The organism is Agrobacterium tumefaciens (assembly GCF_009649785.1).
In the GTDB taxonomy this organism is placed as follows: Bacteria; Pseudomonadota; Alphaproteobacteria; order Rhizobiales; family Rhizobiaceae; genus Agrobacterium; species Agrobacterium tumefaciens.
The window spans coordinates 55,131-74,471 of sequence record NZ_WJOK01000002.1; the positions used below are offsets into that span (position 1 = coordinate 55,131).

At 59.1% G+C, this 19,341-nt stretch carries 21 protein-coding genes; 9 read left to right on the forward strand and 12 right to left on the reverse strand.

The features are described 5' to 3' along the window. Nucleotides 1-21: 21 nt before the first annotated feature. Nucleotides 22-540, forward strand: coding sequence for a hypothetical protein (locus GH784_RS02130; protein WP_019564536.1), 519 nt, complete (start codon nt 22-24; stop codon nt 538-540). A 12-nt stretch (nt 541-552) separates the two neighbouring features. On the opposite strand, the gene GH784_RS02135 is transcribed toward GH784_RS02130, so the two are convergent. Then, the gene (locus GH784_RS02135) at nt 553-1,263 is read right to left on the reverse strand and encodes a YoaK family protein (RefSeq protein ID WP_065703604.1); all 711 of its coding nucleotides are present in this window, start codon (nt 1,261-1,263) and stop codon (nt 553-555) included. Nucleotides 1,264-1,468: 205 nt separating this feature from the next. Here GH784_RS02135 and GH784_RS02140 point away from each other — a divergent pair, with 205 nt between their 5' ends. From GH784_RS02140 to GH784_RS02175, 8 genes are all read left to right on the forward strand, one after another. After that, entirely contained in the window at nt 1,469-2,410 is a 942-nt protein-coding gene (locus tag GH784_RS02140) for an ABC transporter substrate-binding protein (protein WP_065703606.1), read from the forward strand. Between the two features lie 141 nt (nt 2,411-2,551). Beyond that, a complete protein-coding gene (locus GH784_RS02145) occupies nt 2,552-3,325 on the forward strand; it encodes an ABC transporter permease (protein ID WP_003514452.1) in 774 nt (257 codons plus the stop codon). Beyond that, on the forward strand, nt 3,325-4,110 hold the full coding sequence (locus GH784_RS02150) for an ABC transporter ATP-binding protein (protein WP_013635262.1): 786 nt from the start codon (nt 3,325-3,327) through the stop codon (nt 4,108-4,110). Before GH784_RS02145 ends, GH784_RS02150 begins: the two co-directional genes overlap by 1 nt. Before the next feature lie 35 nt (nt 4,111-4,145). Further along, nucleotides 4,146-4,883, forward strand: a complete 738-nt coding sequence (gene hutC / locus GH784_RS02155; protein ID WP_065703608.1) for a histidine utilization repressor — start codon at nt 4,146-4,148, stop codon at nt 4,881-4,883. Nucleotides 4,884-5,076: 193 nt separating this feature from the next. Further along, nucleotides 5,077-6,237: a tonB-system energizer ExbB gene (gene exbB / locus GH784_RS02160; RefSeq protein ID WP_065703610.1), complete on the forward strand. Its 1,161-nt coding sequence runs from the start codon at nt 5,077-5,079 to the stop codon at nt 6,235-6,237. A gap of 6 nt (nt 6,238-6,243) precedes the next feature. Further along, nucleotides 6,244-6,729 carry a TonB system transport protein ExbD gene (gene exbD / locus GH784_RS02165; protein ID WP_153793194.1) on the forward strand — a complete coding sequence of 162 codons (486 nt, stop codon included), beginning with the start codon at nt 6,244-6,246 and terminating at the stop codon, nt 6,727-6,729. Next, nucleotides 6,726-7,652, forward strand: a complete 927-nt coding sequence (locus GH784_RS02170; RefSeq protein ID WP_065703611.1) for a TonB family protein — start codon at nt 6,726-6,728, stop codon at nt 7,650-7,652. The genes exbD and GH784_RS02170 overlap by 4 nt, the downstream gene beginning before the upstream one ends. 186 nt (nt 7,653-7,838) lie before the next feature. Next, nucleotides 7,839-8,828 (forward strand): Ldh family oxidoreductase, encoded by a 990-nt coding sequence (locus GH784_RS02175; protein WP_065703612.1) that lies wholly within the window; start codon nt 7,839-7,841, stop codon nt 8,826-8,828. A 223-nt stretch (nt 8,829-9,051) separates the two neighbouring features. Here the strand turns inward: GH784_RS02175 and GH784_RS02180 are convergent, their stop codons facing one another. The 11 genes from GH784_RS02180 to phnL form a co-directional block, all read right to left on the reverse strand. Then, nucleotides 9,052-9,297 (reverse strand): helix-turn-helix domain-containing protein, encoded by a 246-nt coding sequence (locus GH784_RS02180; RefSeq protein ID WP_003514469.1) that lies wholly within the window; start codon nt 9,295-9,297, stop codon nt 9,052-9,054. Between the two features lie 383 nt (nt 9,298-9,680). Further along, entirely contained in the window at nt 9,681-10,727 is a 1,047-nt protein-coding gene (locus tag GH784_RS02185) for an AraC family transcriptional regulator (protein ID WP_065703613.1), read from the reverse strand. An 87-nt stretch (nt 10,728-10,814) separates the two neighbouring features. Next, a complete protein-coding gene (gene phnN / locus GH784_RS02190; RefSeq protein WP_065703614.1) occupies nt 10,815-11,429 on the reverse strand; it encodes a phosphonate metabolism protein/1,5-bisphosphokinase (PRPP-forming) PhnN in 615 nt (204 codons plus the stop codon). After that, a complete protein-coding gene (locus GH784_RS02195; protein ID WP_003514474.1) occupies nt 11,426-12,562 on the reverse strand; it encodes an alpha-D-ribose 1-methylphosphonate 5-triphosphate diphosphatase in 1,137 nt (378 codons plus the stop codon). The genes phnN and GH784_RS02195 overlap by 4 nt, the downstream gene beginning before the upstream one ends. Further along, nucleotides 12,559-13,257 carry a DUF1045 domain-containing protein gene (locus GH784_RS02200; RefSeq protein ID WP_065703616.1) on the reverse strand — a complete coding sequence of 233 codons (699 nt, stop codon included), beginning with the start codon at nt 13,255-13,257 and terminating at the stop codon, nt 12,559-12,561. Before GH784_RS02200 ends, GH784_RS02195 begins: the two co-directional genes overlap by 4 nt. A gap of 266 nt (nt 13,258-13,523) precedes the next feature. Next, nucleotides 13,524-14,873, reverse strand: coding sequence for a phosphonate ABC transporter, permease protein PhnE (gene phnE, locus GH784_RS02205; protein WP_019564524.1), 1,350 nt, complete (start codon nt 14,871-14,873; stop codon nt 13,524-13,526). Continuing rightward, nucleotides 14,873-15,859: a phosphonate ABC transporter, permease protein PhnE gene (phnE, locus tag GH784_RS02210; RefSeq protein WP_026330665.1), complete on the reverse strand. Its 987-nt coding sequence runs from the start codon at nt 15,857-15,859 to the stop codon at nt 14,873-14,875. The genes phnE (GH784_RS02205) and phnE (GH784_RS02210) overlap by 1 nt, the downstream gene beginning before the upstream one ends. Before the next feature lie 69 nt (nt 15,860-15,928). Beyond that, complete coding sequence (phnD, locus tag GH784_RS02215; RefSeq protein ID WP_003514479.1) at nt 15,929-16,834, reverse strand: phosphonate ABC transporter substrate-binding protein; 906 nt, start codon at nt 16,832-16,834, stop codon at nt 15,929-15,931. Nucleotides 16,835-16,919: 85 nt separating this feature from the next. Further along, nucleotides 16,920-17,780, reverse strand: coding sequence for a phosphonate ABC transporter ATP-binding protein (gene phnC / locus GH784_RS02220; protein WP_003514481.1), 861 nt, complete (start codon nt 17,778-17,780; stop codon nt 16,920-16,922). Between the two features lie 237 nt (nt 17,781-18,017). Beyond that, nucleotides 18,018-18,635: a transferase hexapeptide repeat family protein gene (locus tag GH784_RS02225; protein ID WP_003514484.1), complete on the reverse strand. Its 618-nt coding sequence runs from the start codon at nt 18,633-18,635 to the stop codon at nt 18,018-18,020. Next, nucleotides 18,632-19,339 (reverse strand): phosphonate C-P lyase system protein PhnL, encoded by a 708-nt coding sequence (gene phnL / locus GH784_RS02230; protein WP_065703620.1) that lies wholly within the window; start codon nt 19,337-19,339, stop codon nt 18,632-18,634. The genes GH784_RS02225 and phnL overlap by 4 nt, the downstream gene beginning before the upstream one ends. Nucleotides 19,340-19,341 lie beyond the last annotated feature (2 nt).

Here is a 19,341-nt window from a genome sequence, read left to right on the forward strand (position 1 = left end):
AACTCTAGGCTGGCCGCCCGGATGATCGCAACATCCATAAACGAAACGGATGCAAAGGAAAATGCCGTGCGAATCGCTATCGTTGCCGCTCTTCAGGCGCTGGTCCTCTTGATGTTTCCGGTCGCGCTGGCGGCACAGCAGCAGCTGGTGAACGATCCTGAGATCTATGAGAAGGATCATTTTCGCAAGGAGTGCAAGACGGCTGGCTTCGGCGATGATTTCATCACCAGACTGGATATCAACAATGATGGCCTGATGGATGCCGTCGTCAATCACGGCGTGCTGGATTGCGATGGCGAAAAAGGCCGCAGCTGCGATGACGAAGGTTGCCCTTACAATTTTTACGTCCAGGTCAAAGAGGGCGGATATCTGATGATCGCGACGGCCCGGATTTACGGCTACGATTTCATCAAACGTTTCGGCAACATGGTCTTCGTACTGAAGATGCACCCGCGTTATTGCGATCGAACCGACAAGGAAGCCTGCCTGATGACGGTGCGGGTGCGCGGCACGAAATTCGTCACCATCTCACGCAAGTGACGACGCAGTCCGTCAGGGCGCGATGCGCCTGATCCGGACCCTTTGATTATAGCGGTGGCGAAGCGAACGCGGAATGACGAGTGTGGCGATGGCGACCGCAAAAACGGTTGCCGCAACCACCCACAGGGCATCGTACTGCAGCGTGGCGCCCAACACCGCCCCGCAGATTGCGCCGCTTATCATACCGAGCCAGGGCACGATCTGGATGCCCCAATCGAGGCTCCGCTCCCCCAGAAGATAGCGACCGATGCCACGGCCAAAACGGGAAAGGGCGCCGGTCACGTAGGTGAGGCCAATAGGCAGCCCCTCAATATGTTCGACGGCAGCGTTGACCATCCCCATGGCGAAAACGACAAGATAAAACTGCGACAGGGCGGAACCATCGCCACGCAGCAATGCGGCAATCGCCACCAGCGACCCGACGGCCACGAGAACGGCAAAGATGCTCCGGTCGAATTTATGCGCGACCACGATACCGCCAGCATTGCCCGCCACGAAAGCGATGATCGCGAAGAGTAGTTTCGCCGCATGGGAATAAACGCCAGCTTCCACCGAAATGGCCGCGCGGGTGGTGTTGCCGGTCATGAAGGAAACGAAATCGCCGGAAAGATGAAGACCCACCGCATCTGTCATTCCGGCGATGAATGAAATGGCGGCGACGAGCGCAATGCCGGTGCCGGTGCGCCTTGCCCTGATGATGTTACGGCGTCTCTGTCTGGTCATGGAAAAGCTCGATATGGAAAACAGCGGGCCGATGCGCCGGGCTGTGCTATCCTATGTCTAGAATGCCGGGCGGCTTGTTTGCAATCTTTCTGGAAGCGTTTGAGCGCCTCTATTTTGTCTAGACAAATGTAAAATCCCTGCCTAGCATGCCTCAAATAAAGCGAAAAAAATATCGCACAAAAATAAATCAAAAGGGGTTCCGATCATGAAAAAGACATGGGTTATCGCCGCAATCGCGACGCTTGTTTCATCTGCTTCCGCCTATGCCGAAACATCGGTTACAATAGGCATGTCCGGCTGGACCGGCTTTGCGCCACTGACGCTTGCCAAGCAGGCCGGCATTTTCGAAAAGAATGGCCTCAAGGTCGATATCAAGAAGATTCCGCAGGCAAGCCGGCATCTGGCGCTTGCTTCCGGTGACATCCAGTGCGCCGCCACCACGGTCGAAACATGGATCGCGTGGAATGCCAACGGCGTGAAGTCCACCCAGATTTTCCAGATGGACAAGTCGCACGGAGCCGACGGCATTGCGGTGCGCAGTGATGTTGCAAAGGTGTCGGACCTCAAAGGCAAGACGGTTGCCGCTTCTGCACCGGGCACATCCCCCTATTTCTTCCTTGCCTGGATACTGAAGGAAAACGGCCTGACCCTGAAGGACGTGAAGGTCGTCAACCTTGAGCCGGGACCGGCCGCGCAGGCATTCGTCGCCGGCCAGAATGAAGCCGCCATGACCTATGAGCCTTATCTGTCCACAGTGCGCGCCGCACCGGACAAGGGGAAAATCCTTGCGACGACGCTGGATTATCCCGCCGTCATGGACACGTTCGGCTGCACGCCGGATTTCTTGAAGGCCAATCCGCAGGCGGCAAAAGCCCTTGCGGACAGCTATTTCCAGGCGCTCGAGCTCATCAAGACGGACCCTGCAAAATCCTATGAGACCATGGGAGCGGACGTAAAACAGGCGGGCGAGGCATTCGCAGCTTCGGCGAAATTCCTGGAATGGCAGGACAAGGCCGCCAACCAGAAGTTCTTCGACGGTGAATTCAAGACATTCTCCGAAAAATCGGCTGATCTGCTTCTGGAAATCGGCGTGATAAAATCGAAACCCGATCTTTCGACACTCGCGGAGACGTCCTTCATCAAGTAACAGAAGCAAACTGCTGCTTTTCCTTCGGGGATTATTGCAGCCAGTGAGAAGCCTTACAGCGCCTGTGCGTCACGGACGACGTACGGCGCCTAGATGGTGCGGCGATAGAGTGCCGCGCCCGTTTTCCGGACAGGCGACAGAATGCAACCTCTTCAACCCATAAAGAACAGCACGCGGATTTTTCTCGGCATTCTGTTCTTCGTGCTTTTTTTCTCCGCCTGGGGCTTTGCCACGCTCGGCGGCTTCGTATCGCCGACCTTTCTGGCTGACCCGATCACCATGCTGAAGGACGGCATCTATCTGCTGACCGATCAGGGATTTGCCAGCGATATCGGCATGACGATCTGGCGTGTTGTCGGCGGCTTCGTGCTGGCCTCGCTCGTTGCCGTACCGGTCGGCATCGCCATGGGCGCTTACAAGCCGGTCGAGGCGCTGCTTGAACCCTTCGTCTCCTTCGCGCGCTATCTTCCGGCTTCCGCCTTCGTGCCGCTGCTTATTCTCTGGGCCGGCATCGGCGAGATGCAGAAACTGCTGGTGATCTTCATCGGCGCAGTTTTCCAGATCATTCTCATGGTTGCCGTGGCGGTTGCCGGCACAAGACGCGATCTGGTGGAGGCTGCCTATACACTTGGCGCAAAAGACCGGGGCGTGGTCCGCCGCGTTCTCATTCCCGCCAATGCGCCCGATATTGCGGAAATTCTCCGTCTCGTCCTCGGCTGGGCCTGGACCTATGTCATTGTTGCCGAGTTGATCGGCGCGTCGTCGGGCATCGGCTATATGATAATCAACAGCCAGGCGCTGATGGCGACCGGGCAGATCATCTTCGGCATCATCGTCATCGGTGTCATCGGACTTATTTCTGACTTCGCGTTCAAATCGCTGAACCGGAAGCTTTTCGCCTGGAGGCTTGCCTGATGAGCGAACTCGTTATCAAGGGCGTCAGCCGCACTTTCCCCGGCGTTCAGGGCGGCCAGCCAACGCTGGCCTTGCAGCCCACGGATCTGGAAATCTCCCGCAACGATTTCGTCACCATTCTCGGCCCGTCCGGATGCGGAAAGTCGACCTTGCTGCGCATCATCGCCGGTCTTGACCGTCCAACGACGGGTGAAGTCCTTTTGTCCGGCCGGGCAGTGACAGGGCCGGGGGCGGATCGCGGCATGGTGTTCCAGTCCTACACGCTGTTTCCGTGGCTAACGATCCGGGAAAACGTCGCCTTCGGTCTGCGCGAGCGTGGTGTGGCCGAGAAGGAAAAATGGGAGATCGTCGACAGCTATATCGACAAGGTTGGCCTGCGCGGTTTCGAGAACCATTGGCCGAAACAGCTGTCCGGCGGCATGCAGCAGAGAACAGCCATCGCTCGCGCTCTGGCAAACGGCCCGAAAATCCTGCTGCTGGACGAGCCTTTCGGCGCACTCGACAACCAGACGCGCGGACTGATGCAGGAATTGCTGCTCGGCATATGGGAGCGCGAGCAGAAGACCGTCATTTTTGTGACGCATGACATCGAGGAGGCGGTATTCATGGCGTCGCGGGTTGTGACGATGTCAGCGCGGCCGGGGCGCATCAAGTCGATCATGCCGGTCGACCTGCCGCATCCGCGTCACTACACCGTCAAGGCCAGCCCGGAGTTTTCGCAGCTACGCGCCAAGTTGACGGAGGAAATTCGCAGCGAGGCGATTGCCGCCGCTGCCCATGGATAGTTGATCCATAGAACCGGGAGGAAGGAAGCATCGGTATGAGGAGTATAGGCGCCGATCTTCAGGAAAAATCACTGCACGAGCGCATCCGCAACGATGTCGAGCGCCACATCATGTCGGGCGAGTGGCCGCCGGGGTACCGTATTCCCTACGAACACGAGATGACCCGGCAATATGCCTGCTCGCGCATGACGGTGAACAAGGCGCTCGGCGAACTGGTGCAGCGTGGCCTGATTGAAAGACGCCGTCGTCTTGGCACTTTCGTTCGCCAGCCCCATGCGCAATCGGCCGTGCTGGAAATCCACGATATCGAGCGGGAGGTGCAGGCCCTCGGCCTCGTTTACGGTTACCGTCTCGACAGACGGCGACTGCGCCCTGCGGGGGAAGAAGACGGCGCGGCCATGGCGCTTGCCGTGGATGCCCCGGTTCTGGAACTCACCTGCACGCATTTTGCCGGCGGCGTTCCCTTTTGCCTCGAGGAACGCATCATCAATGTCACCGCCGTTCCGGAGGCTGAGGCAGCGGATTTTTCACAGATCGGGCCGGGCACTTGGCTGCTGAAAATGGTTCCCTGGAGTGCCGCGGAACATCGCATCAGCGCAGTTTCCGCTGATCGCAAAAATGCGACCGCGCTCGGCATTGCTTCCGGTGCGGCGTGTCTGGTCATCCACCGCCGCACCTGGCACGGAGCGGATTATGTCACCAGTGTTCGGGTCACCTATCCCGGCGACCGACACGCGCTGGTGGCGCAGTTTTCGCCTTCGCAAAACACCTGAAGACCGCAGGTCGGTCAATTTTTTGTAAAGAAGAGTTTACGGGTCGTCTTTTGGCAATATAATAGTTGTCAAAAGAACTCAGGTTTATTATCGGAACGTAAAGCTTTCACGACGGCATCCGTTCATGGCCCCGGTTTTAATGAACCGGTCAATCTGCGGATGAGTTCATCGACGGAAATCCGGGATAAAAATTATGTCAGCTGAGACCTCAACTTCTTCCGCGTGCTTCACCAGAGCAAACAAAACACGGCATATCTCACTTGCCATGACGGTCACTTTGCTGGCCGGCTTGAGTGCCGGAGCGGTTTTTGCTCAGTCGGCATCCGAAACCCAGATCCAACCAGCACCTGCACCGGCAACGGAAACGATGCAGCCCGCGCAGTCGCCGGCTGAGACGCCGAGCGCTCCGGCAGTCCAGCCTGTGCCGCCTTCCGCTGCCGCGCCCACACAGCCCGCGCCGGCCCAGCCTGCGCCCGCCGCAAGTAATCCCACGCCGGCAGCCGAAGGTGTTTCACCGCAGCCGACACAGACGGAGCAACCCGCTCCGACGAACGGTACGGCAGCGCCGAACGAGGTCTCCACCCCGGTTGAACCGGTAGTCGCCGAACCCGCAAGTGCCGGACATCGTGCGGACATTCCGCACAACCTGTCTCCCTGGGGCATGTTCATGGCGGCGGACTGGGTCGTGAAGGGCGTGATGATCGGTCTCGCTTTCGCATCGCTCGTCACCTGGACGGTCTGGGTGGCGAAGTCTATCGAGCTGGCCGGTGCACGGGTGCGCGCCGGTGCGACGCTCAAGGTTATTCGCAGGGCGAAAACCCTGAACGAGGCGACTGAGGCCGTCGAAAAGAAGGGCGGGCCGGCAGCGCTGATGTTGCGCATGGCAACTCACGAAATGCAGCTTTCCGACGCGGTGGTCGAACACACCGACGGCGGCGGCATCAAGGAGCGTGTATCCTCGGCCCTGTCACGCATTGAAACCCACGCCGGTCGCCGCATGTCGCGCGGAACGGGCGCCTTGGCGACCATCGGCTCCACCGCTCCCTTTGTCGGTCTGTTCGGTACCGTCTGGGGCATCATGAATTCCTTCATCAGCATCTCGGAATCGCAGACCACCAATCTTGCCGTCGTGGCACCCGGCATTGCCGAGGCGCTGCTTGCCACGGCAATCGGCCTTGTTGCTGCTATTCCAGCGGTGGTGATCTACAACGTCTTCGCCCGCTCGATCACGGGATACCGGCATTTGCTGGCGGATGCCGCAGCCGGCGTGGAACGCCTCGTCAGCCGCGACCTCGATTTCCGCCGCATTCCGCCGGGCAGCAGCAAGCCCGCTGTGTCGTTGGTTGGGCGGTGATCGGTCATGGCTGGCGGTATTCGCGAAAATAGCGGAGACGATCTCTCCGAAAACCACGAAATCAATGTCACGCCTTTCATCGACGTGATGCTGGTTCTGCTCATCATCTTCATGGTTGCCGCACCGCTGGCGACCGTGGATGTGAATGTCGATCTGCCCGCATCCACCGCCAAGCCGGCGGAGCGCCCGGAAGAGCCGCATTATCTGACCGTCAAGGATGATCTGTCGCTCAATCTCGGCAATGATGCGGTTGCCCGCGAAGCCCTGGCAGCGGCGATCGACCGGCAGACGGGCGGCAAGAAAGATACGCGAATTTTCCTGCGCGCCGACAAAGCCGTCGACTATGGCCACTTCATGGAAATCATGAACCTGCTTCGCGATGCCGGATATCTGAAAATCGCTCTGGTAGGGCTGGAAAATGCCGCTGCGGCAACGCAGCCAGCCGGTGCCGTTCCGCCCGCCGCGCCCGCAGTGCCAGGAACCGCGCCATGACTGAAAACGGCTACCCGCAGTCCCGACATTCCCGCCTCGGGGAAGCGGCGTTGTGGTCCGCCGCAGCACTGCTCATGCTGGGCGTTCATGCGGGTTTTGCCTATTACCTGATGCAGGAACCAGAGGAACTGGATGCCGGCGGGCCGCCGCCTGCCGCGATCATGATCGAAATGGCAGCCATACCGGAAGCCGTCAACACCGAGGAAACGACGCCTGCGCAGGACGTTGAAGATGCCGAAGAGGTACAGAGCGACAACAGCCAGCCGGTAGAGGAAGTCACCCCGGAGGAGCCGCCGCCGCCTGAGCCGGTTGTGGAAACGCCGCCGCCGGAACCCGTGCAGCCGCCGGAACCGCCGGTCGAGGAGATCGTCGAGCCGCAGGAAATTCCCGAACCGGTGGAGCCGATCGATCCCGTGCAGGAACAGATGATGGCGGAACTCGAAAATGTCGAGGTTCCCTTGCCCGTCATCCGGCCGCCGCCGCCGCCGGTCGAAAAGAAGGTGGAGAAGAAAGAACCGGACGACAAGAAGAAGGTCGAGCGCCAGCGCCCCAAACCGCAACAGGCATCGGAACTGCGCGAAACGGCCAAGGCCGAGACACAGCAATCCGACCGGACGGCGGCATCGCGCAACAATGCCGGTTTCTTCTCTTCATCCTCCGCCTCGCCGGCAAAATGGGGATCGAAGGTTCGCTCGCATATCCAGAGGCGTAAGCCCCGCTCGCTTCGCAGCGATGCGATGACAGCGACCGTGCGGTTCCGGGTTAACGATACAGGCGCCATCAGCGGTGTCAGTGTGGTGCAGTCCACCGGTGATTCCTCCATCGACCAGCAGATTGCGGCCTGGATCCAGAGCGCATCACCCGTGCCCGCGCCGCCACCGGACGCAAACAAGACAATCACCTTGCCGATCAGCATCCGCTAGATCGATTCCAAGGCCATGTCGCGGTTCTGCTGGAATAAGCTCTTGCCTGGTATGACGCCCTCCCGAAGGGCGAATGCGTGCCCGACCGGTATTCTCGATAAGATATCCATTTGGGCCTGAATTGCATTTCGCGAATGTTTTCGATGGTGTAGGTCTTGTCGACTTAACACGCAGAGGCATTCCGGAATGAAATTCTCAATCGCAGAGGCGGAGGATCTCGTATCCTCTATCTTTGAGCGTAACGGCGTTCTGCCGCAAAACGCCCGCTCCGTGGCGAAGGCGCTCGTGGCATCCGAGGCTGCAGGCCAGGGCGGCCACGGTTTTCGGCGTATCCCCGTTTATGTCCGTCAGGCGCGGGTTGGCAAGGTCGATGGCAATGCGCGGCCGGTGGCAAGTCGTGTCAAACCGGGTGTGCTTTCAATCGACGCTAACAACGGTTACGCCTATCCCGCGATCGACTGCGCCGTAGGCGAGTTGCCGGACATGGCCCGGCAGCAGGGCATCGCGCTCGCCGCGATCCATCGCTCCCATCATGCAGGCGTCATGGCACTTACAGTCGAGCGTTTCGCGGAAATGGGCCTCGTGGCGCTGATGTTCGCCAATGCGCCTGCATCCATGGCGCCTTGGGGTGGCACCAAACCGCTCTATGGCACCAATCCGATTGCTTTCGCCAGCCCTGTTGGCGAGGCAGATCCGCTGGTGATCGATCTGGCGCTTTCCAAGGTTGCGCGCGGAAAGATCATGGCGGCCCGCCAGAAGGGCGAAACCATTCCGGGCGACTGGGCGCTTGATACGAATGGCCGGCCCACGACCGATCCCGAAGAAGCCCTAGCCGGAACGATGGTGCCTGCGGGCGAGGCCAAGGGGGCTGCCCTGGCGCTTATGGTGGAGATCATGGCCGCCGCGCTCACCGGTGGAAGCTTCGCCTTCGAGGCCTCTTCCCTTCTGGACGACAAGGGTGCGCCACCCTCTCTCGGCCACACGATCATCGCCATAGACCCCGTATCGTCGGGCGGTGCGGCCTTTACCGAGCGACTGGCGCTTATCGCCGGAGAGATAGAGAAGCAGGAAAACGTGCGTTTGCCCGGTCGGCGAAGCCAGGGCATTCGAAGGCAGGCGCTGGAAAGCGGTATCATCGTCGAAAGCGATATTCTTGCCGAGATTCAGTCGCTGTGAGGAACTGAAAATGAAAACCCGGCGGACCGGAAAGTCCGCCGGGTAAACCGTGTATGGCTGCCTTGCAGTTGCGCCGATAGGCCGGAAATCATTTCCGACCCGCCTTTTGGTCCGCCGTCCCGCCATCGAAATGGTGGGTTTTTGGCGCAGAAAGCAACACATCCGGTTTTGACTTACGGGAAGGGGACGATTTCGCGTAAGCTTTTGGAGCGAGAGGGAAGCTCTAAATATCCTGTTCGATCAGTCCACGCAGCAGGGCGATGCTGACGGCATTCAGCAGATTGGCCGCACCTAGCCTTAGGCGGACCCGTTCCAGAGTATCTTTAACATCCGCTTCGTCCGCTCCCGTTATCAAGGCAATGTGAGAAGGATGTCGGCCTCGCGCAACGAGCCCCAGATATTGCCGCTCACGATCCGAAAGGACGATTTCACGCGCCTGATGACGTTCATGCTGCGTTTTTGACGACATAGTCTTTCAGCCTCAAAAGAGATTGACCTTCCCAAAGCCGGATGTGGCCTCAGGAACCAGGCAGTAAGCAGCTGATCTCGCAGCCAGCCGGTCCCGGCATGGGCATATCCTCGGCGATGAAAGAATGACTGCATCGTCCTTCCCAAAAACCTGAAATCGGTTCTTGTCCAGAACAATGTAAAATTCAAAGCTTTGGAATGTTTTCCGTCATGCCCGAAGGCATATTGCGGCGTTCTATTAGGCGGTCTGCCATCTCAAGAGAATAACATCTCACGCCAAGTTTTGCGTTTTTATTGTTATGTTTCGATACATAATCCAATGAACGCCGACATATTTCCCAATTTTATTTTGGATATATGGAATATTGATGCTGGGAATGCGTCCTATACGGCGGAATGATGCGCGTGTTTCTTGCGAATATCCGTGGGCGTTGCCCCGAACCAGCGGGAAACGGAACGCGAAAACGCACCCGGCGTAGAATAGCCGAGCCTGTAGCTGATATCGGAAACCGGAAGATCGCTTTCCACGAGGAGCTTGAAGCCGGCATTCTTGCGAATGGCGTCCTTTATCTCGTTGAGATTAGTCCCAAGCTCGGCAAGCCGTCTTTGAAAACTGCGTTCCGACAGGTTGAAATAGGGGGCGATCTCGCTCAGCGAAAGCTCGGCATCCGACAGCCGCACCTGCATGTAACGCTTCACCTGATCGATGAAATGCGTGGCGTCTGCCGATGTCTCCGGCCGCAGCATCCGGCATTGCAAGTTCATCAGCTCGAACAGCCGCTCATCTGCATTTGGGTTGACCACGTCCAGAAGTGATGTGGGAAGACGCATGGTATGGATGGGTTGCGAAAAGCTGACGCGCTTGGTCATTCTTTCTTTAAATAGCTGAATATTAACCGGTTTCGGCCGTTCCAGACCGATCTCGATCAGGTTCACGCGCTCCCGCTCCCCCAGAATATCGCGAAGGCGCTGGATCAGAGCTGTCAGCGACAAATCCACATATTGATCGCGTTTGACGATGACGGGCGCAAAGGACCATGACAGGGTTACGTGCGCGGCATCCGTGACCATGGTGAAATTGCTGTTATTGGTCGCGTAATAAACGTGATCCTGAAGAAAACGCAGGAAAGCCCGCACTGTCGGCGCGCTCATCAGGCCATATCCGAACGCGCCGGATGCGCCGGCGGGAAAGGTGGACGCGCATTGCAAACCAAAGGCGTCGTCGCCGGAAATCAACGCACATGTCTCGAGCAGGCGGCAAAATCGGTCGAGGCTGATGCGCTCCGTCACGCTGCCGAAAGTGGCGGGATCGATATCGAGAGCCTTGCAGATGGGGGCAATGTCGATGCCCCGCGACCGCGCATAATTGGCGACGCCGGCGGCCAGACCGGCCACCACTGTTATCTCGTCGCTGACCCTCTTTTCAGGCATCCCTCGCCTTGGCGTACCATGTTTGGAAATTGTCGCCTGATGGTAAGCGTTGGGAAGCCATTTGTCGAGCAGTTCGGCCTGTGGAGTTTAAATGTGGCGACGGCAGGCGCTCTGCTCCAGCACCTGCATGATGGTTTTGCCCGCATCTTCCATGGCACCGCTATTGTCCACGGTCGTCACATCAAAATCCCCGACGACCGTGAGCGAACTGCGTTCCAGCCGCCGGAGAATATCCTCCCGGCTTTCCCGCCCGCGCTGCTCCAGCCGCTTCGCCAGCACGTCCGGCCGTGCAACGATGTTCACGACCTTGAGGCGCGCAAAGGCGGTGCCGAACTGGGGCAGGGCCGAGCGGGAGCCGTTGGCGATGACCACGTCTCCCGCATTAAGATGACGATAGACGGCGGCCGGAATGCCATATTTCAGCCCGTGCGCCTGCCAGGAAACGGCAAAAGCACCTTCCTCTTCCAGCCGGTTGAACTCGTGCATGGAAACCGCATCGTGATTTTCGCCGCCGGCATCGCCGCTGCGGGTAATGACCCGGCGTGTGAAATGGAAGCCCGGCCGCCCGAACAGCTGCGCTGCGGCATAATCCATCAGCGTGTCCTTGCCGGCCCCACTCGGGCCGACAATTACGATCATGGTTCCGGGCACCGTACCCAGCGTCTGGCCGTCAAGCCGGCTATCCTGTCCGTTGCCGGTCATGCCACACGTTTGCCCTGACGCCAGACCGAGCGGGCGACGGGAACGCCGTCCTCACGGTGAACTCGGACCAGATCGGCCCGCAATCCCGTTGCGATGCTGCCGCGATCGCGAAGGCCCACCGTTCGTGCCGGCGTGGAGGTAACCATGCGCAACGCTTCCGGCAGAGTGATGGCTTCCACCTGGTCGGCGAGCAGGAACGGTGCGTAAAGCAGGCTGAACGGCACATAGTCGGAAGAGAGAACATCCAGCACGCCAAGTTCGGCAAGATCACGGGCGGCGATGTTGCCGGAATGGGACTTGCCGCGAACGATGTTCGGTGCGCCCATCAGCACGCTCATGCCGGCGCTGTGCGAAGCCTTTGCCGCCTCGACGCTGGTGGGGAACTCCGCGAGTTTCACGCCGTGTCCGATCGCTTCGCCCACATGCGCTTCTGTAGCGTCGTCATGGCTTGCAACGGTTATGCCGCGCTCGGCGCAACGGGCCGCCAGGTAATCCCGGTGCTTGGCGGAAAACTCCGCCGATGCCGTCTGCCGGCGTCTGACGAACTCGGCGAAAGCCTCGTCGCTCAGTCCGCGCTTCTTCTGGTAATAGAAGATATATTGGTCCATCGACTGGAACTGGCGCTGTCCCGGGGAGTGGTCCATCATCGAAATCAGCCGCACACGCGGATCGGTCTCAAAATCTTCGAAATGCTCGAGCACATCGGCGGAGGCGACTTCACAGCGCAGGTGCAGCAGGTGATCTGCCCGCAGGCGGTTCTGATCGGCAGCGGTTTCAATGGCATCTGCCATTTCCCGCATCTCGCCCTTCTTGAACCCGCCATCTTCGTCGGAGCCCAGCCGCAGGCAGTCGAAAACAGTGGTAATGCCTGATGACGCGACCTGCGCATCGTGAGCCTGAATTGCGGCGATCTTATCCCAGATAACCCCGGGACGCGGCGAATAGTGCTGTTCCAGATGGTCGGTGTGCAGTTCCACCAGACCCGGGATGAGGAAATCGCCTTCGAGATCTTCACCGGTCTTGGAGGCGCCTTCGCTGATATCGGCGATCTTGCCGTCACGGATCAGAACGGATCCCAGAATAATATCGTCTTCCAGAACGATACGGGCGTTGGAAAGGGCATGCTCGGTCATGGGTCAGCATCTTTCTTTGGCGGCTGGCCAAGCGGGTGCCAGCGATGAACGGTAAATGGTGCGCCGCGCGTTTCCTCAACGAACAAAGCGAGGCCGGAAATGGTGAGAGGCCGGTCGACGAACTCGGAAAACTTGGTCGAAAGCACATCCTGGATAGCGGGCGCGTCGCTTTCGTCGATGCGGCCCGTCAGCGTCATATGAAAGCGGAAGTCGTCCATGACATGCGGATAACCCCAGAGCGACAGATTTTGCCGCTGGCTTTCGGTCAGGTTTTGCGGGCGCCGGCGGGCAATGTCGGTCTCGGACAAGGGCGCGCGAAACCGGTCGAAATGGTCAACGATCTCAGCGGCAAAATCCTGCAGCGGCTGGTAGGTGCGATCCGGAACGAGCGCGAAAAACGGCCCGAGTGCGCCGATGACAACACGCGGAATATCGAAGACGGACTGGCTGGCCGCAAACTGTTCGAGGGCGGCGACGAGTTCCGCTTCGCTGTATTTTTCGGAAAGCTCGAAGGGGGCTTTCAGCGTCGCGTGGAAACCGTAACGGCGCGGCTCCTCCGTCATCTCCGCATAAGCGGCATGGTCATCATGTTGCGCGCCGGAAAAGGCATTGCGTCCCAGCCAGCGCGACGCCGCTTCAGTCAGTGGATGATCTTTAGCCGGAGAAAAATAGATGGCGTAGCGCACGGCAAGCACTCTTCGGTGTCATGGAAAACCTGGATGAAAAGCTATTTGGCGTGACTCGCCCGCTTCCCGCAAGGTCAGGAGTGCGAGGTAATCGCTTTCCGTGACAGAATGATGATGCCCCAGGAAAAAAAGCGCTTGAAACGCCGCGTGTCTCTCGAATGTCCGGAAGACGGATGCTGGCGCATTGAGGGGATGTATCTGACTTTGCAAAGAGGTTCCGGTTTTGCGCACGTCTCGGGAAGCGGGATAACCAAACCCCGCTCCCGCTTTATGAATTAATGCTGGGTTTTCCCGATCAGGCGCGACCGCAGGGAATTCGAGATGTGGTCGAACAGGAAAACCACGAAGAGAATGAGCAGCACCATATAAGCGACCTTGTCCCAGTCGGCATTGGTACCCATCGCTTCCAGCAGTTTCAAACCGATGCCGCCAGCGCCAACCGCACCGATGATCGTGGCGGAACGGGTGTTGCTTTCCCAGAAATAAAGCGACTGGGAAATGAAGACCGGCAGGACCTGCGGAAGCACGCCGAAACGATTGACGGCAATGGGAGAAGCGCCAACCGATTTGACGCCCTCGCGCTGCTTGTCGTCAACATTCTCCAGCGCCTCGGCATAGACCTTGCCGAGCGCGCCGGTATCGGTGAAGAAGATCGCGGCAATGCCGGGGATCGGCCCCGGACCGAAGCTGCGCGTAAAGAACAGCGCCCAGATCAGCATGTCGATCGAGCGCAGGAAGTCGAACAGACGCTTCATGCCCCAGTTGGCGGCCCTGTTAGCGGTGATATTGCGTGCGGCGAGAAAAGCGAGCGGCAGGGCAACGAGCGTGCCGAACAGCGTGCCCACAAAGGCCATCACCAGCGTCTGCATCAGCTTGGAAAGAATATCGGCGTGCTGCCAGACACCATTGTCGAGGAAATCATCGACCATGTGGCTGATATTGGAGCGCGTGGGATCGAGCCTTTCCCCCCACAGCGCCAGTGCGGCAAGGTCGCCGTAGCCCTTGCCCCAGAATTCCGATTTGGTATCGAACAGGAAGTTCGCCCATCCGAGGAACCGCCGCTGCACGTAAACCTGGCTGGTGCGGATTTCCGCCTGTCCGGCAAAACCGTAATGCACGAGAACCTTGTTGCCGTCCTGCGTGATCTCTTGCGGCAGGACCTCAGGCGCCAGAGCCTTGTCGCCATCGATGATGACGGGATAGTTCTTGCCGTCCACATAGACGTCCACCCGGGTCGGCGTTACGTCGAGACGGTTTTGCGTGCCCGCGTAAACGACGCTGTAGCCGCCATCCGGCAAGGGTTGCAGCCAGTCGATCGGCGCATCGGCGGGATATTGCATCCGGCTTGACCACTGCGGGTTCACCTTGCCGTCTTCGAAACGAAGGCGTGGCTGGGCCCGCCAGGAATACCAGTCCTGAATGTAGCTCGAAGCGCGATCCCATCGACCCTGCATGAAAGCGGGGCCGACATTGAAGAAGAAAAAGCAGGCGGTGAGATAGACGAGGACGGCGACAATACCGGTCAGCAAGCCGTATCGCTGCATGAAGCCGCGATTGAAAATTGCGGGATGTGCGGCCGTCAGCCTCTCGCGGTCTGCGGTATTGAGAATGAAGCTGGACGACATCAGGCCGCTCCCCGTCCGAATTCGAAGGATTGATGGCCGATCAGCCTGCGGCGCAACCAGCTTGAAAACTGGTCTACGGCGATGATGGTGATCAGCAGCAGGATGATGATGGCATAGGTCTTGGAGGCGTGATCGTTACCGATCGACAGCCGGAAGACCTCGCCAATGCCGCCACCACCAACGGCGCCGATGATGGTTGAGGCGCGTACGTTGATTTCGGCACGCAGCAATGCATAGGACACGAAATTGGGCAGGACCTGCGGCACGATGGCAAAGCGAACCCGCTCCAGCCAGTTGGCACCCGCGGCACGCAGGCCTTCATCCGCCTTCATGTCGGCATTTTCCACGACTTCGAAGAATAGCTTCCCCAGAGCCCCGATGGTGTGCACGGAAATCGCGATGATCGCCGCGATCGGCCCGATCGATAAGATGGCAGTCAGCAATCCCGCGACGACGATCTCCGGAAAGGCGCGCAGGATCTCCATTACCCGGCGTACAACCCAGCGCACGAGGCCGGCACCGATAAGGTTGGTGGAGGCAAAGAAGCACAGCACAAATGCGAAGGTCGTGCCTATTATCGTCGAGACCAGCGCGATGTTGAGCGTGATGATCAGCTGATAGATGAAATGCGGTATGTAGAAACCGTTGGTGATGTAAACGCGATCCGCGACATAGTTGTATTTCAGCGAACCGTTGTCATAGGGCGACGGCAGGTCGAACATCGCCCGGAAGACCTCGAGCGGGCTATCCGGCACGAATGTTTTCATGAAGTCGAAAAAATATGGCAGGCGCTCGAAGAACTTGCCCGAATTGGCCTCATTGGCGAAATTCAGTGAGGCGGCAAGGACGATGAGGAAGATAACGAGCGACATAACGGTATAAATCCGCCGTGTCCTAAGCTGCCGTTGATAATGACGCATCACCGTTCGGGACGATGCGCTCAATCCCTCGGGCGTGAGGGTACCATGTTGCAGTGTGGTCGCCATGCCGCTTTCCTTTATTGGCAAAAGCGGCGATGCCGCAAGGCACCGCCGCTTCCGGATATGATCTGAGGATCAGCCGCCGATAACGGACTTACGGGCGTCGATGATCGTCTGGTAGAAAGCCGGGTCGACCTTGATGTAGGCAGTGTTCTTGCCCTGGGTGTAACCCTGGAAGCAGGCGAGATCCTTCTTCGGCAGTTCCATGAAGAAGTCTTCGACCTTCTGCTTCATGCTGTCACCGATCTTGTTGGCAACGAGAAGCGGACCGTTCGGGATCAGCGGGGATTTCCAGACCTGAACGATATCGTCCATGTCGAGGTTGCCCTTCTTGACCATCTGGTGAAGGTTGCCGCCGGAGTAGCCTTCTTCCCACTTGCCGACGCCCGAACCGAATGTCGTGCCGACGTCGAACTTTTTGTCGAGAACGGCGAGAACGAGGTTCTCATGGCCGCCGCCGAAGCCGGTTTCGGAGAAATATTCCTTGACCGGAACGCCGGTTTCCTTCGGGATCGATACGTTCGGGACGAGGAAGCCCGAGGTGGAGTCAGGGTCGGCGAAGCCGATCTTCTTGCCCTTGGCGTCAGCCAGAGACTTGATGCCGCTGTCCTTGCGGGCAACCATGATCGTGTAGTAGCCGCTGGAACCGTCAGAGCCGGTATAGGTCAGGATCGGATCGACGGCCTTGGGATCGGCAATGGCGATCTTGGCGTAGGAAGAAGCGCCCATGGATGCAATGTCGATGGTGCCGCCGAGCAGGCCCTGGATAACGCCGTTATAGTCCGGCGACGGGAAAACCTGAACTTCGGAAACGCCGGTTGCAGCCTTGAGGCCATCCGCAACGCACTTCGTGTTGCGGATCTGGTCGGCTTCATTTTCCGAACCGTCGAGACCGATACGCAGGACCTTGACGTCCTGAGCCATGGCCGAACCGGCCAGAACGCCAAGGGCGACTGCCGAAAGAAGGATTTTCTTCAACATGGACTTTCTCCTGTTTCCCGGCGAGCCGGAGTTTGTTGTGAAGTATCGGCCCTTGACGCGGGCGCAAACGATGCTGAGCGGTTCCTCAGAGCCCGGCGAGAGCCAGCGGTTCGGGACCGGCAGATTGCTGAACCGGACGCGCGGCAAGCTGCGCGCCGGGAATATTGATGCTGGTCGAGGTCATGGTCTCGTCGATGCCGGCGCCGTGTGAATCCGTGCCGTAAATCTCCGTGACCGCCGCAGCCGTTAGTTCGGCGGGTGTTCCGTCGAAAACGACTCGACCCTGCGACATGCCGATAATGCGTTCGCAATAATTGCGCGCCGTATCCAGCGTATGCAGATTGGTGATGACGGTGATGCCTTCACGCTCGTTGATGTCGCGCAGGGCGTCCATGACGATCTTGGCGTTCAGGGGATCGAGAGAGGCGATCGGCTCGTCGGCGAGAACCATCTTCGGAGACTGCATTAGTGCCCGGGCGATAGCGACGCGCTGCTGCTGGCCGCCGGAAAGCGTGCCCGCCGCCTGCATGGCTACGTGCTCGATGCCGAGCCGCTCGAGGGCGGCAATCGCCATCAGGCGCTCTTCATCCGTGAAAATGTTGAACAGGCTGAGCACGGTCGAACGGTGGTTCAGGCGGCCGAGCATGACATTGGTGAGCACGTCGAGACGCGGCACCAGATTGAACTGCTGGAAGATCATCGCGCAGTCGCGCTGCCAGTTGCGCAGGGCGGCACCCTTCAGCGAAGAGACTTCCGTGTCGTTGAAATGAATGGAACCCGAGGAGGGATCGACGAGGCGGTTGATCATGCGCAGCAGCGTTGACTTTCCTGCGCCAGAACGTCCAATCACGCCAACCATCTGGCCTTGCGGAATTTCCACATTCACGGAATCGACCGCAGTGTGGTTGCCGAAACGGCGCGTGACTTGCTTCAGGTGAAAGCTCATTTCCCCGTCCAATCTTCTTCTGATGGGGTTCGACCTAACAGCGGTGCGTGAAGCGTGAATGTCAGTTTGATGAAGAAAATATTACAGAATGCGCAGATAAGGCGTGCGCGTGGTCGCCTGCGAACCTTTTAGTAGTCGTGCCAAGGGCTTGAAGCCCGCGCTGTGTCTCGCAGACATGGTTAGGGAGACCCGGGAGCATGCCCCCGGAATCTGCAGTTTCTTCGGTGTGGGGCGATTTTACCCGGCGTATTTCGCCACGAAATCCTCGGCGGCGAGGGTGCGGAAATCGTCCAGTGCGCCGCGCAGCGTTGCGTGGTCCCAGTCCCACCATTTGAGATCGTCCATGCGCTGGCCAAGGTCCGCCGGGAAGCGGTTCCTGATCAGCCGGGCGGGTACGCCGCCGACGATGGTATAGGGCGCAACGTCTTTCGACACGACCGCACCGGCCCCGATTACCGCACCGTTTCCGATTGTGACGCCAGGCAGGATGGTCGCGCCATGGCCGATCCAGACATCGTGGCCGATCACCACGCGCTTGGCGCGGCGGGCGGCGAAGAAGTCATTTTCATCATCGGCGTCGTCCCAATAATTGCGGGCACGGTAGGTGAAATGGTGAAGCGTGGCGCGCGACATCGGATGATTGGTCGCGTTGATGCGGACGGATGCGGCGATGTTGACGAATTTGCCGATGGTGGCGCACCAGATCGCACCGTCCTGCATGACATAGGAATAGTCGCCCATCTCCACTTCCTCGATGCGGCAGCGTTCCGAAATTTCGGTATAGCGGCCGATCGATGAATTGGTGACGCGGGCACTTTCGTGGACAACCGGTTCGAGACCGACCTTCACACTCATGCCGCTGCCTTCCGGGGGGAGAATTGCGAGACATCCAGGACGCGATCGGCCACGGCTTCCCGCACTTCCTCGTCATGGAAAATACCGAGCAAGGCCGTCCCTTTGCGCTTCTTTTCCGCGACCATCTCCACGACCACCCGTCGGTTGGCGGCATCCAGGGATGCGGTCGGTTCATCGAGAAGCAGGATCGCGTGATCGGTGATGAAACCGCGTGCGATGTTGACGCGCTGCTGCTCGCCGCCGGAAAAGGTTGCTGGCGGCAGCGACCACAATTCCCGCGGCAGGTTGAGTTTCGAAAGCAGAACGGCTGCCTGCTCGCGGGCCTCTTCCGCGGCAACCTTGCGCGCAAAAAGCGGCTCGGCGACGACGTCGATTGCCGGAACGCGCGGCACGGTGCGCAGAAACTGGCTGACATACCCGATGGTGCGATGGCGAATCTCGAGGATGGTACGCGGCGAGGCGCTGCCCATGTCGATGACCTGATCCTCGTGGCGGATGAGGATCTGGCCGCTGTCGATGGCATAATTGCCATAGAGCATTTTCAGGATCGAGCTTTTGCCGATGCCGGATGGGCCGCCGAGCACGACACATTCTCCGCCGGACACGGAGAAACTGACATCGCGGACAACAGGCAGTTCGATGCCATCGCGAAGATGCATGGTGAAGCTTTTGAAGACTTCCGAAACGATAAGGGGTGTCGGCATGG